11 protein-coding genes are annotated in these 15,141 nt (G+C 70.3%); 8 read left to right on the plus strand and 3 right to left on the minus strand.

What is annotated here, in order from left to right; translation table 11 throughout:
- The 4 genes from AOJ26_RS31980 to AOJ26_RS31995 form a co-directional block, all read left to right on the plus strand.
- The coding region (locus AOJ26_RS31980) for an arylamine N-acetyltransferase (RefSeq protein ID WP_143663607.1) at positions 1–372 on the plus strand (372 nt) is incomplete at its 5' end.
- 69 nt (positions 373–441) lie between these two features.
- Positions 442–687: a hypothetical protein gene (locus tag AOJ26_RS31985; RefSeq protein ID WP_053851861.1), complete on the plus strand. Its 246-nt coding sequence runs from the start codon at positions 442–444 to the stop codon at positions 685–687.
- Between the two features lie 111 nt (positions 688–798).
- Positions 799–1,788: a DNA polymerase III subunit delta gene (gene holA, locus AOJ26_RS31990; RefSeq protein ID WP_179200354.1), complete on the plus strand. Its 990-nt coding sequence runs from the start codon at positions 799–801 to the stop codon at positions 1,786–1,788.
- 169 nt (positions 1,789–1,957) lie between these two features.
- A complete protein-coding gene (locus AOJ26_RS31995) occupies positions 1,958–2,356 on the plus strand; it encodes a nuclear transport factor 2 family protein (RefSeq protein WP_053851867.1) in 399 nt (132 codons plus the stop codon).
- Positions 2,357–2,567: 211 nt separating this feature from the next.
- Here the strand turns inward: AOJ26_RS31995 and rpsT are convergent, their stop codons facing one another.
- A complete protein-coding gene (gene rpsT, locus AOJ26_RS32000) occupies positions 2,568–2,828 on the minus strand; it encodes a 30S ribosomal protein S20 (protein ID WP_007381959.1) in 261 nt (86 codons plus the stop codon).
- A gap of 254 nt (positions 2,829–3,082) precedes the next feature.
- Between rpsT and lepA the strand changes: the two genes are divergently transcribed.
- Complete coding sequence (lepA, locus tag AOJ26_RS32005; protein ID WP_053851862.1) at positions 3,083–4,951, plus strand: translation elongation factor 4; 1,869 nt, start codon at positions 3,083–3,085, stop codon at positions 4,949–4,951.
- Between the two features lie 235 nt (positions 4,952–5,186).
- A complete protein-coding gene (locus tag AOJ26_RS32010) occupies positions 5,187–7,061 on the plus strand; it encodes an AMP-dependent synthetase/ligase (protein ID WP_053851863.1) in 1,875 nt (624 codons plus the stop codon).
- Positions 7,062–7,140: 79 nt separating this feature from the next.
- On the opposite strand, the gene AOJ26_RS32015 is transcribed toward AOJ26_RS32010, so the two are convergent.
- Together AOJ26_RS32015 and AOJ26_RS32020 are read right to left on the minus strand one after the other, a co-directional pair.
- On the minus strand, positions 7,141–7,686 hold the full coding sequence (locus AOJ26_RS32015) for a response regulator (RefSeq protein ID WP_053851864.1): 546 nt from the start codon (positions 7,684–7,686) through the stop codon (positions 7,141–7,143).
- A 13-nt stretch (positions 7,687–7,699) separates the two neighbouring features.
- Positions 7,700–11,866 carry a HAMP domain-containing protein gene (locus tag AOJ26_RS32020; protein ID WP_179200353.1) on the minus strand — a complete coding sequence of 1,389 codons (4,167 nt, stop codon included), beginning with the start codon at positions 11,864–11,866 and terminating at the stop codon, positions 7,700–7,702.
- Positions 11,867–11,968: 102 nt separating this feature from the next.
- On the opposite strand from AOJ26_RS32020, the gene AOJ26_RS32025 reads away from it, so the two are divergent.
- Both AOJ26_RS32025 and hemW read left to right on the plus strand, forming a co-directional pair.
- Positions 11,969–13,951: an ATP-binding SpoIIE family protein phosphatase gene (locus tag AOJ26_RS32025; RefSeq protein ID WP_179200352.1), complete on the plus strand. Its 1,983-nt coding sequence runs from the start codon at positions 11,969–11,971 to the stop codon at positions 13,949–13,951.
- A 30-nt stretch (positions 13,952–13,981) separates the two neighbouring features.
- Positions 13,982–15,141: radical SAM family heme chaperone HemW (hemW, locus tag AOJ26_RS32030; protein ID WP_053851869.1), on the plus strand; the 1,160-nt coding region annotated here is incomplete at its 3' end.

A 15,141-nucleotide genomic window follows, 5' to 3' on the forward strand; every position in this document is an offset into this window, starting at 1 on the left:
GTGCGGGGCGGGGACGGTTCGGTGACGAAGGGAGGGGGTGACGCCGTGGACCTGGATGTCGTCGTGGGCGGCAGGAGCCAGTACCGGCTGGAGGTGCGGCCCCGGGTGCTCGGTGACTTCGCGGCCGGGGCCTGGTGGCACAGCACCTCGCCGGCCTCGCACTTCACCCAGTCCCTGGTGTGTTCGAGGGTGACGGAGGACGGCGGGCGGATCACGCTCAGCGGGCGGGTCCTCAAGACGACGACCGCCGACGGGGCGCGGGAGGAAAGGGAGTTGGAGACGGACGAGGAGGTGCTGGGGGTGTACCGGGAGAAGTTCGGCGTCGAGCTCGACCGGGTGCCGACGGTGCGGGACGGCGGCCGTCGCGGTTGAGCCGGTCCGGGTGCCGGGCCCCAGGGGGACCGGGAGCGGTACGGAGCGTCCGGCCTGGAAAATGGTGCCGTGAGCGATGTGAGACACGTACTGGTGCTGCCTGATCGGGATGCCGCGGAGGAGGTCGTCGAGGCGCTGTCGGAGCGTTTCGGGGTGGATGAGGAGCCGCAGGTCGTGCGGGACGCGTTGGCGGGTGAGGACGACGCGGAGGACGCGCAGTGGCTGGTGGTGCTGCGGGACGAGGCGGGGCGGTTGGACGCGGCGGAGCTGGAGGACTTCGTGGGGGAGTGGGACGGGTGGCGGGAGGAGCCGTGAGGCTCGCGAACGACCGCCGAGGGCGGAGGGAGGGGCGGCGCGGCTGCCTGACCACCCCAGCCGGCGCCCGTGGCCACCACGCTGTCAGTGCCCCGTGCCATGCTGTACGCGATGGCCAAGAAGACTGCTCATGACGACCTCCTCGCCTCCGTCACCCTTGCCGTGGGACAGGAGGAGCTGCTGCTCGACCGGGCCGTGCAGGAGGTGGTCGCCGCCGCTCGGGCCGCTGACGCGGACACGGACGTGCGGGACCTGACTCCGGACCAGTTGCAGCCGGGGACGCTCGCGGAGCTGACCAGCCCGTCGTTGTTCGCGGAGCGCAAGGTCGTGGTCGTGCGCAACGCGCAGGACCTGTCCGCCGACACCGTCAAGGACGTGAAGGCGTATCTCGGGGCGCCCGCCGAGGAGATCACCCTGGTGCTGCTGCACGCGGGGGGAGCGAAGGGCAAGGCGCTGCTCGACGCCGCCCGGAAGGCGGGGGCGCGAGAGGTCGCCTGCCCGAAGATGACCAAGCCGGCGGACCGGCTGGCGTTCGTGCGCCAGGAGTTCCGGGCGACCGGGCGGTCCGCCACACCCGAGGCGTGCCAGGCGCTGGTCGACGCGATCGGGAGCGATCTGCGGGAGCTGGCGTCTGCCGTGTCCCAGTTGGTCGCCGACGTCGAGGGGACGATCGACGAGGCCGTCGTGGGGCGGTACTACACCGGGCGGGCCGAGGCCTCCAGCTTCACCGTCGCCGACCGGGCCGTGGAGGGGCGGGCCGCGGAGGCGCTGGAGGCGCTGCGGTGGTCGCTGGCGACGGGGGTCGCGCCGGTCATGATCACCAGTGCGCTGGCGCAGGGCGTGCGGGCGATCGGGAAGCTGTCGTCGGCCCGGGGCGGGCGCCCCGCCGATCTGGCCCGTGAGCTGGGCATGCCGCCGTGGAAGATCGATCGGGTGCGGCAGCAGATGCGGGGGTGGACGCCGGACGGGGTCGCGTTCGCGTTGCGGGCGGTGGCCGAGGCGGACGCGGGGGTGAAGGGCGGCGGGGACGATCCCGAGTACGCCCTGGAGAAGGCCGTGGTGGCGATCGCCCGTGCGGCTCGGTCCCGGGGGCGGGGCTAGGAGCGTGGTCCGGAGGGCCGGGTGAGGTCGTCCGGCCCTCCGGACCGCGCTTTTGGCCCCGCCCCCGGGTGCCTGCGGCCCGTGCCATGGCTGGACCCCGTGGGAGACCCCGAGGAGAATCGGACATGTCAGCCGAACATCGCCGGACAACGGAGAGGTGGCGGTCGTCATGGCTGAGCATCCGCATGCAGTGCTCGTTCGCAAGGGGTTCGAGGCGTTCACCCGTGGGGATCTCGACACGCTGCGGGAACTGATCGCGAAGGACGCGACGCATCACGTGCCCGGCAGTCACCCGCTCTCCGGGGACTTCAAGGGGCAGGACGCGATCATCGACATGTATCAGCGGCTCGGCCAGGAGACCCAGGGGTCGATGCGGCTCGAGATGCTGGGGATCGCGGTCGACGGGCGGGGGCACGCCGTAGGGATGTGCCGGTTCACCGCCGAGCGCAAGGGCCGTCGTCTGGACGACACCGGATGCATCGTCTTCCGGATCGTAGGGGACAAGGTCACCGATCTCGACGAGTGTGTCGAGGACATCGACAAGAACAACGAGTTCTGGGCCGACTGAATGCCGAAGGCCCCGGTGCCGTCGTCCTGGGGAAGGGCGAGGGCACCGGGGCCTCGGTTCAAGCTTGCGGAGACCACGCCCGCGTGGCGAACGCAGGCCGCGCGTGGCTCCTGGGGTGCCGGTCGGGAGCGGATGAGAGAGGGCCCGCTCTGGGTCCTTCCGGCGGCTCGGCCCCGTGGAACGGGACCGCTCAGATCAGAGAAAGACAGGCTTAGAGGCCCGCGACCTTCGAAGCAAGCGCCGACTTCTTGTTGGCGGCCTGGTTCTTGTGGATGACGCCCTTGGAGACGGCCTTGTCGAGCGCACGCGCAGCAGCGCGCTGGTACTCGGTGGCCTTCTCGACGTCACCCGCGGCAGCGGCCTCGCGGGCCTTGCGGATCGCGGTCTTCAGGGAGGACTTGACGGCCTTGTTGCGCAGCCGGGCCTTCTCGTTGGTCTTGATCCGCTTGATCTGGGACTTGATGTTCGCCACGAATGAGCCTCTACAGGTTCAGGCACGGGGCCAGGGGGATTCCGGACAGGAGGTCCCCGGCTTTCCGTACCGGGTGATTTCTTGAAGGTGTGCCTCGCGCTGAGAGGGCATGAGACACAGCCACCCAGGCTACCAGTGGCCCCGCGAGTGGCCCAAACCGGTCGCCGGTCCCCGCCCGTGGGACCATGGAGGCTACGTATCGATCCGACCCGAGACCGCAGACACTGCGGACGCCTCAAGAATCAGGACCCTGCGTGCCCGCGATCCCCAGCCACGTGCCCGAGCCGAGCCGTACCGACCCGGCTCTGATCCGCAACTTCTGCATCATCGCGCACATCGACCACGGCAAGTCCACGCTCGCCGACCGGATGCTCCAGCTCACCGGTGTGGTCGAGCAGCGCCAGATGCGTGCTCAGTACCTCGACCGCATGGACATCGAGCGTGAGCGCGGAATCACGATCAAGTCGCAGGCGGTGCGTCTGCCGTGGGCCCCCACCGGCGACAAGAGCACCACGCACATCCTCAACATGATCGACACCCCGGGGCACGTCGACTTCACCTACGAGGTGTCGCGGTCGCTCGCCGCGTGCGAGGGCACCGTTCTCCTCGTGGACGCCGCCCAGGGGATCGAGGCCCAGACTCTCGCCAACCTGTACCTGGCGATGGAGAACGACCTCACGATCATCCCGGTGCTCAACAAGATCGACCTGCCGGCCGCGCAGCCCGAGAAGTTCGCCGAGGAACTCGCGAACCTCGTCGGCTGCGACCCGTCCGACGTGCTCAAGGTCTCCGCCAAGACCGGACTCGGCGTCGACGCGCTCCTCGACCGGGTCGTCAAGGACGTCCCGGCTCCGGTCGGTGTCGCCGACGCCCCCGCCCGCGCGATGATCTTCGACTCGGTCTACGACTCCTACCGCGGTGTCGTGACGTACGTCCGTGTCATCGACGGCCAGCTCAACAAGCGCGAGCGCATCAAGATGATGTCGACCGGCGCCACCCACGAGCTGCTGGAGATCGGGACGAACTCGCCCGAGATGCTGGGCGCCGACGGCCTCGGCGTCGGTGAGGTGGGCTACCTCATCACCGGCGTGAAGGACGTCCGCCAGTCCAAGGTCGGCGACACCGTCACCAGCCAGCAGAAGGGGGCCACGGAGGCGCTCGGCGGGTACAAGGACCCGAAGCCGATGGTCTTCTCCGGCCTGTATCCGCTGGACGGCTCCGACTACCCGGAGCTGCGCGAGGCCCTCGACAAGCTCCAGCTCAACGACGCCGCCCTCGTCTACGAGCCGGAGACCTCCGCCGCGCTCGGCTTCGGTTTCCGTGTCGGCTTCCTCGGCCTGCTCCACCTCGACGTGATCCGTGAGCGCCTGGAGCGCGAGTTCGGGCTCGACCTGATCGCGACCGCGCCCAACGTGGTCTACCGGGTCGTGATGGAGGACGGCACCGAGCACACCGTCACCAACCCGAGCGAGTTCCCCGAGGGCAAGATCAACGAGGTGTACGAGCCCGTCGTACGCGCCACGATCCTCGCCCCGACCGAGTTCATCGGCTCGATCATGGAGCTGTGCCAGACCCGGCGCGGCACCCTGCTCGGCATGGACTACCTGTCCGAGGACCGGGTCGAGATCCGCTACACGCTGCCGCTCGCGGAGATCGTCTTCGACTTCTTCGACCAGCTGAAGTCGAAGACGCGCGGTTACGCCTCGCTGGACTACGAGCCCACCGGCGAGCAGACGTCCTCTCTGGTCAAGGTGGACATCCTGCTGCACGGCGACAAGGTGGACGCCTTCTCCGCGATCACCCACAAGGACGCGGCCTACGCCTACGGTGTGCGGCTCGTCGCCAAGCTGCGCGAGCTCATCCCGCGGCAGGCCTTCGAGGTGCCCATCCAGGCCGCCATCGGCTCCCGGGTCATCGCCCGCGAGACCATCCGCGCCATCCGCAAGGACGTCCTCGCCAAGTGCTACGGCGGTGACATCTCCCGGAAGCGGAAGCTGCTGGAGAAGCAGAAGGAAGGCAAGAAGCGGATGAAGATGGTGGGTTCCGTGGAGGTTCCGCAGGAGGCCTTCATCGCGGTGCTCTCCAGCGATGACAGCGCGGGATCGGGCAAGGGCAAGAAGTAACCGCGGGTTACAGCCGGTTGCCAGCTGAATCGGACGGAAGGGGGCCCGTCGTGCGAAAGTGCGACGGGCCCCTACGCGTGCGTAACGTCGCGCTCTGTAGGAAGTGACAGGCCGCCGCCCCTTACCAACCGGTCGGTCGCGCTTTACTCTGATCTCTGCTCGATAGTTACTCGCGAGTTAAACAACAGCCGCAAACCTGAGAGCCAGCCGCACTGTCGCGGGCCCGGAGGACGTCGTGAGCGACACACAGACACTGATCGAGAACCGCCCGCCGAGTGTGGCGACCCTCTTCCTGGAGCGCGTTGCGAGCACACCCGACGCCGAGGCGTACCGCTACCCGGTGCCGGCGGCCTCCGGCCAGGGCCCGGACGAGTGGAAGTCGCTCAGCTGGGCGCAGGCCGCGGAGCGGGTGCACGCCATCGCGGCCGGTCTGATCGAGCTGGGAGTGCAGCCCGAGCAGCGGGTCGCCCTCGCCTCCTCCACCCGGATCGACTGGATCCTCGCGGACCTCGGCATCATGTGCGCCGGCGCCGCCACAACCACGATCTACCCGCAGACCAACGCCGACGAGTCGGCGTTCATCCTCTCCGACTCCGAGAGCCGGGTGCTGATCGCGGAGGACGCGGCCCAGCTCGCCAAGGCCGTCGAGAAGCGCGGCGAGCTGCCCGCGCTGACGAACGTCGTGGTGATCGACCCGGCCGGTGTCGAGACCAGTGACTTCGTGCTCACCCTCGCCGAGCTGGAGGCCCGTGGCGCCGCCCGTCTGGAGAAGGACCCCGACCTGATCAAGGAGCGGGTCGGCGCGATCACCAAGGACCAGCTCGCCACCCTCATCTACACCTCCGGCACCACCGGCCGCCCCAAGGGTGTGCGGCTGCCGCACGACAACTGGGCGTACATGGCGAAGGCCATCGCCGCGACCGGACTGGTCGGCCCGGACGACGTGCAGTACCTGTGGCTGCCGCTGGCGCACGTCTTCGGCAAGGTGCTCACCTCCGGGCAGATCGAGGTCGGCCACGTCACCGCCGTCGACGGCCGCGTCGACAAGATCATCGAGAATCTGCCGGTCGTGCAGCCGACGTACATGGCGGCCGTCCCGCGCATCTTCGAGAAGGTCTACAACGGCGTCGCCGCGAAGGCCCGTGCGGGCGGCGGGGCGAAGTACAAGATCTTCCAGTGGGCCGCCGAGGTGGGCCGCGAGTACGCCAAGGCCACCCAGGACAACTTCCGGCGCACCGGGGTCGCCTCCGCGCCCTTCGGGCTGAGCGCCAAGCACAAGGTGGCCGACACGCTGGTCTTCGCGAAGATCCGGGAGGCGTTCGGCGGGAACCTGCGGGCGTGCGTCTCCGGCTCGGCCGCCCTGGCGCCCGAGATCGGCTACTTCTTCGCCGGCGCCGGCATCCACATCCTGGAGGGCTACGGCCTGACCGAGTCCTCCGCGGCCTCCTTCGTGAACCCGGGCGAGGCCTACCGCACCGGCACGGTCGGCAAGCCGCTGCCCGGCACGGAGGTCCGCATCGCGGACGACGGGGAGATCCTGCTGCGGGGCCCCGGGATCATGGAGGGCTACCACGGGCTGCCGGAGAAGACCGCCGAGGTCCTGGAGGCCGACGGCTGGTTCCACACCGGGGACATCGGGGAGCTCTCGCCCGACGGCTACCTGCGGATCACCGACCGCAAGAAGGACCTCATCAAGACGTCCGGCGGCAAGTACATCGCCCCCGCCGAGGTCGAGGGGCAGTTCAAGGCGGTCTGCCCGTACGTGTCGAACATCCTGGTGCACGGGGCGGACCGCAACTTCTGCACGGCGCTGATCGCGCTGGACGAGGTCTCGATCCTGGAGTGGGCCAAGGAGAACGGGCTCGAAGGGAAGTCGTACGCGGAGGTCGTCGCCGCGCCCGCCACCGTGGCCATGGTGGAGGGGTACGTGAAGCAGCTCAACGAGGGGCTTCAGCGGTGGCAGACGATCAAGAAGTTCCGCCTGCTGCCGCGGGATCTCGACGTGGAGCACGGTGAGATCACGCCGAGCCTGAAGCTGAAGCGGCCGGTCGTGGAGCGGGAGTACAAGCACCTCATCGAGGAGATGTACGCGGGGTCCCGGGAGGCGTAAGGGGTGGCTGGGGAGCGTGTGCGACCGGCGGTGCGTCGTGGCTGGTCGCGCAGTTCCCCGCGCCCCTGGGTGGAACACCTCACCGTTTCTCCAGAAGCTGCCGGAGTTCCTTGATCCTGACGCGCAGCGGATCCGCCAACTCCTGCTCCAGTTCCGCCAGTTGTCTGCTCACTTCCTCGTAGTCCGACCGTTGCCGCGCCAGCAGGCGTTCCAACTGCTGGTTCTTTCTGTGCAGGTCCAGGAAGACGCTGACCTTCGCTCGTAGCACCCAGGGATCGAACGGCTTGGTCAGGTAGTCGGCGGCGCCTGTCGCGTAGCCGCGGAAGGCGAACCCCGAGTCGTCGTCCGTGCCCGTGAGGAAGATGATCGGGACGTCCTTCGTCTGGTCCAGGCGTTTGATGTTGGCCGCCGTCTCGAAGCCGTCCATGCCGGGCATGCGGACGTCCAGGAGCACCAGCGCGAACCGGCGGCGGAGCAGGGCCTTCATCGCCTCCTCGCCGGAACGGGCGCGGACGAGCGGTTCGTTGAGGGACCCCAGGACCGCCTCCAGTGCGATCAGGTTGTCCTCCATGTCGTCGACCAGGAGGATGCCGGCACTGTCGTCGGTCCTCGCCTCAGCGTTCATGTGACTGCCTCATTCAGTCGTCGGTGGGCGGTACCACCGCCTCCTCGGCGCCGGCCCCCTCCCGCGTCGGAGCGCCCTCGGGGTCCAGGAGCGCGCACACGACGGTCAGGAGCTGGTCGACGTCCACCGGCTTGGGTACGTAGTCGTTGGCGCCGCGCGCGATCGACTTCTCCCGGTCCCCCGGCATCGCCTTCGCGGTGAGCGCGACGATGGGCAGCCCGGTCCAGCGCGGGGTGCGGCGGATGGCGGCGATGGTCTCGTAGCCGTCCATCTCCGGCATCATGATGTCCATCAGGACGAGTTCGACGTCCGGGTTGCGCTCCAGGGTCTCGATGCCCTCGCGGCCGTTCTCCGCGTACAGGACCGGCATGCCGACGCGGCCCAGCACATGGGTGAGGGCGAAGACGTTGCGGATGTCGTCGTCGACGATCAGCACCCGCCTGCCGGACAGCACCTGGCCCGCCCGGCCCGACTTCCACGCCTCCAGCCTGGTGGGTGCCGGCCACGAGTCCTCGGCGTCGTGGGCGGTCGGGTACGGCTCGGTGGACAGGTCCGCCGGGGCCGGCCGGGGGTGGTCCTCGGTGGTCGGGCCGGTCGCGGCATGGCCGGGGCTGACGACCGGGACGTAGAGCGTGAAGGTGGAGCCCTTGCCGGGTTCGCTCTCGGCGACGATCCGGCCGCCCAGCAGGCCCGCGATCTCGCGGCTGATGGACAGGCCGAGTCCCGTGCCGCCGTACTTGCGGTTGGTCGTGCCGTCGGCCTGCTGGAACGCCTCGAAGATCACCGGGAGTTTCTCCCGCGCGATGCCGATGCCGGTGTCGGAGACGGCGAAGGCGACCACGTCCTCGCTGTCGCGGACTCCGCCACCCTCGCCTTCGCCCGGGTGGGAGGACCCCCATCGGTGCTCGGGGTCCTTGACGCGGTTCACGCGCAGCTCCACCCGGCCGTTGGCGGTGAACTTGATCGCGTTGGAGAGCAGGTTGCGCAGGATCTGCTGGAGGCGCTGCTCGTCCGAGTACATCTCGCGCGGCACGTCCTCGCCGACCGCCACCTCGAAGGCGAGCCCGCGGTCCAGGGTGAGCGGGCGGAACGTGGCGTGGACGTAGTCGAGCAGTTTGATGAGCGGCAGCTTCTTCGGGCGTACGTCCATCCGGCCGGCCTCGATCTTCGAGAGGTCCAGGATGTCGTTGATCAGTTGCAGGAGGTCGGACCCCGAGCGGTGGATCGTCGTCGCGAACTGGACCTCCTGGTCGGAGAGATGGCCGTCCGGGTTGTCGGACAGCAGCCTCGCCAGGATCAGCAGGGAGTTCAGCGGGGTGCGCAGCTCGTGGGACATGTTCGCCAGGAACTCCGACTTGTACTGGGAGGAGGTGGCCAACAGTGCTGCCTTCTCCTCCAGTTCCGCGTTGGAGCGCTGCAACTCAGCCTGCTGCATCTGGAGTTCGTCCGAACGCTCCTGGAGCTGCCTGGCCAGGCGCTGCGACTCGCCGAGCAGGGACTCGGTGCGGGAGTTGGCGATGATGGTGTTGATGGCGACGCCGATGGTGTTCACGAACTGGTCGAAGAAGGCCAGGTGGACGTCGGAGAAGCGGGAGAAGGAGGCGAGCTCGATGACGCCGAGGAGCTTGTCCTCGAAGAGGATCGGGATGATGACGACGCTCGCCGGAGCCGCCTCGCCCAGACCACTGTTGATCTTGATGTAGTCCGGCGGGGCCTCCTCCACCAGGATCCGCTTCTTCTCGCGGGCCGCCTGCCGGACCAGACCGTGCACCGGCATGCCGCCGGTGTCGACGGTCGCGCCCTGCGCCGAGCCGTAGCCGGCGATGAACGCCAGTCCCTTTGCCGGCACGGTCGTGTGCAGGGAGGCGCCGTCCTCGTCCGGGTCGGCCAGGAAGAACGCCCCGTACTGGGCGTTCACCAGCGGGGTCAGCTCACGCAGGATGAGGTCGGCGACCTCCATCAGGTCCCGGTGGCCCTGCATCAGGGCGGCCAGGCGGGCCAGGTTGGACTCCAGCCAGTCCTTCGCCCGGGTCGTCTCGCGGAGGTTGGCCACCATCAGGTTGATGTTGTCCTTGAGCTCGGCGACCTCTCCTTGCGTCTCCACGGTGATCGAGCGGGACATGTCACCCTGGGCCACCGCGGAGGCCACCTCGGCGATCGCGCGGACCTGGGTGGTCAGGTTCGACGCCAGTTCGTTCACGTTGGTCGTCAGCCGCTTCCAGGTGCCGTACACGCCCTCGACCCGTGCCTGGCCGCCGAGTTGGCCTTCGCTGCCCACCTCACGGGCCACCCGGGTGACCTCGGAGGAGAACGAGGAGAGCGTGTCGACCATGGTGTTGATGGCGGTCTTCAGCTCCAGGATCTCGCCGCGCGCGTCGACGTCGATCTTCTTGGAGAGGTCGCCGTTGGCCACGGCCGTCGTCACCTGGGCGATGTTGCGGACCTGGGAAGTCAGGTTGTCCGCCATGTAGTTGACGTTGTCGGTCAGATCACGCCACACCCCGGAGACGCCCAGCACCTGGGCCCGCCCGCCCAGCCGGCCGTCGGTGCCGACCTCGCGGGCCACGCGGGTCACCTCGTCGGCGAAGGCGCGCAGCTGCTCCACCATCGTGTTGACGGTGTCCTTCAGTTCGAGGATCTCGCCGCGCGCGTCGACCGTGATCTTCTTCGACAGGTCGCCGTTGGCGACGGCGGTCGTCACCTGCGCGATGTTGCGGACCTGCGAGGTCAGGTTCAGGGCCATGAAGTTGACGTTGTCGGTGAGGTCCTTCCAGACGCCCGACACCCCCCGCACCTGGGCCTGCCCGCCGAGGTTGCCCTCGGTGCCGACCTCGCGGGCCACGCGGGTGACTTCGTCGGCGAAGGCGGAGAGCTGGTCGACCATGGTGTTGATGGTGGACTTCAGCTCCAGGATCTCGCCCTTCGCCTCCACCGTGATCTTCTTGCCGAGGTCGCCCTGGGCCACGGCCGTCGACACCAGGGCGATGTTGCGGACCTGCGAAGTCAGGTTGTCCGCCATGAAGTTGACGTTGTCGGTGAGGTCCTTCCAGACGCCCGACACCCCGCGCACCTGGGCCCGGCCGCCGAGGTTGCCCTCGGTGCCCACCTCGCGGGCCACGCGGGTGACCTCGTCGGCGAAGGCGGAGAGCTGGTCGACCATGGTGTTGATGGTCGACTTCAGCTCCAGGATCTCCCCCTGCGCGTCGACGGTGATCTTCTGGGAGAGGTCGCCGTTCGCCACGGCCGTCGTCACCTGCGCGATGTTCCGCACCTGCGAGGTCAGGTTCGACGCCATGAAGTTGACGTTGTCGGTGAGGTCCTTCCAGACGCCCGACACCCCGCGCACCTGGGCCCGGCCGCCCAACTGCCCCTCGGTACCCACCTCGCGGGCCACGCGGGTGACCTCGTCGGCGAAGGCGGAGAGCTGGTCGACCATCGTGTTCACGGTCAGCTTCAGTTCGAGGAGCTCGCCCGTCGCCTCGACGGTGACCGTGCGCGTCAGGTCGCCGCGGGCCACCGCCGTCGTCACCAGGGCGATGTCCCGGACCTGGGCGGTCAGCCGGGAGGCCATGGTGTTGACCGCCTCGGTCACGTCGCGCCAACTGCCGGACAGACCGGTCACCTTGGCCCGCCCGCCGAGCCGGCCCTCGGTGCCGACCTCGCGGGCCACCCGGGTGACCTCGCCGGTGAACAGGGAGAGCTGGTCGACCATCTTGTTCACGGCCCGGCCGAGCCGCCGCAGATCACCGCGCAGTTGGCGGTTGCCGTCGTGCAGGTCGACCCGCTGGGTCAGATCGCCGCCCGCCACCGCGTCCAGGACCCGGGTCGCGTTGGCGGCCGGGGCCACCAGGGCGTCGAGGAGCTGGTTCACGTCGTTGACCCGCGAGGTCCAGGTGCCCTGCCCCGGGCTGGGGGAGAGCCGCTCGTCGAGCCGCCCGTGCCGCACCAGCTCCCGCTTCACCCGGTTGACCTCACCGGTGAAGTGGACGTCGCGGTCCACCAGTTGGTTGAAGATGGCCGACAGTTCGGCCACTATGCCGTCCCCGGACTCCGGCATCCGGCGGAAGTCCCCGTCCCGGGCGGCGGTCATCGCGGCGAGCAGGGGACGCAGGTCCGATGCTCGAATCCGGTCGGCGTTCTGTCCTTCTTCGAGCACAGGCGTACCACTGTTCTCACTCATGGCGGCCCACTTCGGTAACTCGGCGCTTATGGGCGTGGCCAGTCTGTCACTCTGTCCGCATCGACCGAGGTGTATTCGTGCGAACTGCTCGGGGAGACGGACATGGGGGCCATTCCTGCGCAACGGGAGTCCGCTGCCCGTGCGTCCGATCCGCCCGACTGCGGTGCGCTCCCGCACGCTCCGGCGCACGTCCACGCCACCCTCCCCGGCGGTCCGCCCGCCCCGGGCTCGGCCCGGGCCCTGCTGCGGGAAGCGGTCGCCGAGTGGGCCGAACTCGCCCTGCCCGGCAGCGAGTTCATCAGCGACCGGCAGACCGACGACGCCGTGGTCGTGGTCAGTGAGCTCGTCACCAACGCCGTCGTGCACGCGGGCACCGACATCGAGGTGGACTGCCGCCTGGCGGCGGACACCGGCGCCCTGGTCGTCGAGGTCCTCGACCACCACCCCTCCCGCGCCCCCCGCGACAGCGACACCGAACCCGCGTTCGGCACTCCGGAGTACGGGCGCGGACTGCGTCTGGTCGCCGCCCTCGCCGAGACCTGGGGCGTCACCTACCGCACCGGCGCCAAGACCGTGTGGGCGCAGCTCCCGGCCGGCGGCAAGGACACCCTCGACGGGATCCAGGCGTACACCGGGGAGAAGGCCCGCGAGCGGGGGCTGCGGGTCGCCGGGATACTCGCCCCGGAACCACCCCCGTCCCGGGCCCCGGCACCGCCCGCTCCCCAGGCCGAGCCGGACCGGGACTGGCTCAACCGCGGCGCCCTGTCCTTCCTCGCCGAGGCCTCCGACCTGCTCGCCGGGCAGCTCGACGAGAACCTGGTCGCCGCGCTCGCCGGACAGCTCATCGTGCCGCGGCTGGCCGACTGGTGCGCGGTGTGGCTGGAGGACGAGGTCGCCGGCCGCTGGGGGTCCCCTCGTCCGGGTGAGCCCGGGGGCGGGACGGGCCGTGGCGAGGCCGGTGCGTCCGGGCCCCAGCTGGCCCGGGTGTGGCACTGCTCCGAGAACCGGATCGAGGACCTGCGCCGGGCGCTGGAGAAGGAGCCGCCGGGCCCGCCGGCGCGGGAGCACCCCGGGCCCGTGCCGTTCCCCTGGCCCGGTGAGGCGCTGGGCCCGCACGGCACGCACGGCTCCGCGCTCGCCTACCGCCTCACTGCCGGCGGCCGCCCGCTGGGCACCCTGGTGATCGGCCGGGCCGGGCTGATCTCCTTCCCCGACGAGATCACCGGGCTCGTCGAGGACCTCAGCCGCCGGGTCGCGCTCGCCATCGGCGCGGCCCGCCAGTACGCCCGCCAGGCCACCATCAGCGCGGTCCTCCAGCGCGGCCTGCTGCCCGGCGCGGTCGCCGAGATCCCCGGGGTGCGCAGCGCCCTGGTGTACGAGCCGTGCGACAAGGGCGGACCCAGCGGCGACTTCTACGACCTGTTCCCGGCCGGCGACGGCCGGTGGTGCTTCGCCGTCGGCGACGTCCAGGGCAAGGGGCCCGAGGCGGCCGTGGTCATCGGCCTCGCGCGGCCCTGGCTCCGGCTGCTGGCCCGCGAGGGCTACCGCGTGGCCGACGTCCTGGACCGCCTCAACCAGCTGCTCCTCGACGACGCGACGGAGGCCGCGGACGCCGCCGCCCGAGCCCTGGCCGCCGCGGGCGGACGCCCCACGCACCCCGGCGACGGCCCGCAGACCCGCTTCCTGTCCCTCCTCTACGGCGAGCTGGCGCCCTTCGACGGCGGAGTGCGCTGCACCCTCGCCTCCGCCGGACACCCCCTGCCGCTGCTGCTCGGGGCGGGCGGTGAGGTCCGTACGGCAGCCCGGCCGCAGACCCTGCTCGGGGTCGTCGAGGACGAGACGTACACCAGCGAGACCTTCGAGCTGCGGCCCGGCGACACCCTGCTGTGCGTCACCGACGGGGTGACCGAGCGGCGCAGCGGCCCCCGGCAGTTCGACGACGAGGACGGGCTCGCCGAGGCGCTCGCCGGGTGCGCGGGGCTGGACGCCGAACTGATCGCGGAGCGGATCAAACGGCTGGTGCACGAGTTCGGGGCGCGGCCCCCGGAGGACGACCTGGCGCTGCTGGTGCTCCAGGCGGAGTAGGTGTCCGCGGGGTGCTGGACAATGGAGGACATGCCTTCCGCACTCCCCGACGGCGAACCCGTCCCCGACGACGGCTCGCTCCCCGCGTCCGCGCTCGCCGGGTCCGCCGACCGCCCGCTCGGCTTCTACCTGCACGTCCCGTACTGCGCGACCCGCTGCGGCTACTGCGACTTCAACACCTACACGGCGACCGAGCTGCGCGGTTCGGGCGGGGTGCTGGCCTCCCGCGACAACTACGCGGACACGCTGGTCGACGAGATCCGCCTGGCGCGGAAGGTGCTGGGCGACGACCCGCGTCCGGTGCGGACGGTGTTCGTCGGGGGCGGTACACCGACCCTGCTGGCCGCCGGGGACCTCGTACGGATGCTCGCGGCGATCCGTGACGAGTTCGGGCTGGCGGAGGACGCGGAGGTCACCACCGAGGCGAACCCGGAGTCGGTCGACCCGGCGTACCTGTCGGCGCTGCGGGAGGGCGGCTTCAACCGGGTCTCCTTCGGGATGCAGAGCGCGCGGCAGCACGTGCTGAAGGTGCTGGACCGCACGCACACGCCGGGGCGGCCGGAGGCGTGCGTGGCGGAGGCCAGGGCGGCGGGGTTCTCGCACGTGAACCTGGACCTGATCTACGGCACCCCCGGTGAGTCCGACGACGACTGGCGGGCGTCCCTGGAGGCGGCGATCGGGGCCGGGCCGGACCATGTGTCGGCGTACGCGCTGATCGTCGAGGAGGGCACGCAGCTCGCTCGTCGCATCCGCCGGGGCGAGGTCCCGATGACCGACGACGACGTGCACGCGGACCGGTATCTGATCGCCGACTCCGTGTTCGCGGAGGCCGGGTTCGACTGGTACGAGGTCTCCAACTGGGCGACCTCGGAGGCGGGCCGGTGCCTGCACAACGAGCTGTACTGGCGGGGGGCGGACTGGTGGGGAGCCGGTCCCGGGGCGCACTCGCACGTGGGCGGGGTGCGGTGGTGGAACGTGAAGCATCCCGGGGCGTACGCGGCGGCGCTGGCCTCGGGAAAGTCGCCGGGCGCCGGGCGTGAGCTGCTCTCGGACGAGGACCGGCGGGTGGAGCGGATCCTGCTGGAGCTGCGGCTGCGGGAGGGGGTGCCGTTGTCGCTGCTGCGGACGGAGGGGCTGAGCGCTTCTCGCCGGGCGCTGGGGGAGGGGCTGCTGGAAGCCCGGCCCTATGA

The organism is Streptomyces sp. NRRL B-24085, assembly GCF_001282115.1.
GTDB lineage: Bacteria > Actinomycetota > Actinomycetes > Streptomycetales > Streptomycetaceae > Streptomyces.